Here is a 1097-nt window from a genome sequence, read left to right as displayed (position 1 = left end):
TGGATCATTGGCACAACTAATGCTTTGAACAACAGTTATAATTAACGGACTATTTTGTAGTCGTCATTTAATTACAAATAAGGAAAATTACATGAAACTTAAGCAGCTTTTAGCAGCAGCAACTTTAGCAGTTACCTCTGTATGCGCTCTTGCAACACCTCAGTACACTGGTGAAACGTCCGCAACAAACATCAACCTTGGCTCACAAGGAAACGGTTATTACCTTTGGACAACTGAAGGCAATGACTATCAATGGAATGTTCGTTGGAGAAGCCCAAATGTATCATCAAACGCCACATGGTTTGGTAGCTTCGAAGTCGTAAATGGCAGCTCTCCTACAGCTACAACCATTAGCTTTGACGGCAGTGACTACACCTCTACAAGCAACTGGGGCAATACTATCAACTGGACTGCAAAAACAAATAGCAATGGCTATGATGGGTTTACCTTTGACCTTGACAAAGACACAAAGCTTACTCGCTTTAACTTGGGTTCAAGCCTTTTTGCTGACCTGGAAGACAACACAACAGATCCAGGCACTGAAGACTTCGGCATCTTCATCGGCCAAAACTATGCAACACCAAACGTTCTAGTTGGTAGCAAGCCATATACGAAGTACAAAAATGTTGACGGCGTAATCGTAGAATCGCGCGGTGACGGCATCCACCAGTCATTCGAAGTATCAGTTGCAGAGCCAGGCACTCTAGCTCTTCTAGGTCTTGGTTTGGCTGGTCTAGGTTTCGCTCGTCGTAAGCAAGCTTAATCTAGCACTCGCAAGTAATAATAAAAAAGCCTCGCATTTGTGAGGTTTTTTTATGCCTATCAATCTTGTCTAAAACCACCCACTATTTAAGTCATCTTTACACGACCAGTATTGCTCACTATATTTTTTAGCCCGAGCCTCAACCTTCTTCGCTACCTTTTTTAGCCAAGGTTTTTTTTCATAACTAGCTCTACGATAACCACCATGCCCTTCGTGATAATTTAGGTATTGTGCGTAGGCATCCCATTTACTAACCTTGTTTATCTTGCTACTTCGATTCATATACCAACCGACAAAATCAATCGCATCATCAAAATCATCGCGATCTGCAAAG

Annotated in this window: 1 protein-coding gene and 1 pseudogene; one reads left to right on the top strand and one right to left on the bottom strand. The window is 42.1% G+C overall.

Features of this window, described 5'->3' with window-relative positions; genetic code table 11:
• Nucleotides 1–91 precede the first annotated feature (91 nt).
• Complete coding sequence (locus tag A3761_RS28005; RefSeq protein ID WP_068515173.1) at nucleotides 92–763, top strand: PEP-CTERM sorting domain-containing protein; 672 nt, start codon at nucleotides 92–94, stop codon at nucleotides 761–763.
• A 69-nt stretch (nucleotides 764–832) separates the two neighbouring features.
• Here the strand turns inward: A3761_RS28005 and A3761_RS28000 are convergent.
• Nucleotides 833–1097: pseudogene (locus tag A3761_RS28000) on the bottom strand (hypothetical protein); the annotation flags it as partial.

Source organism: Oleiphilus sp. HI0123, from assembly GCF_001635315.1.
The sequence above is the reverse complement of the archived record's forward strand: the minus strand, read 5'-3'. Positions and strand labels throughout refer to the sequence as shown.

Bases quoted from the DNA above. Each gene is read 5' to 3' on its own strand.
- A3761_RS28005 (WP_068515173.1), top strand. From the start codon at position 92: ATGAAACTTAAGCAGCTTTTAGCAGCAGCAACTTTAGCAGTTACCTCT.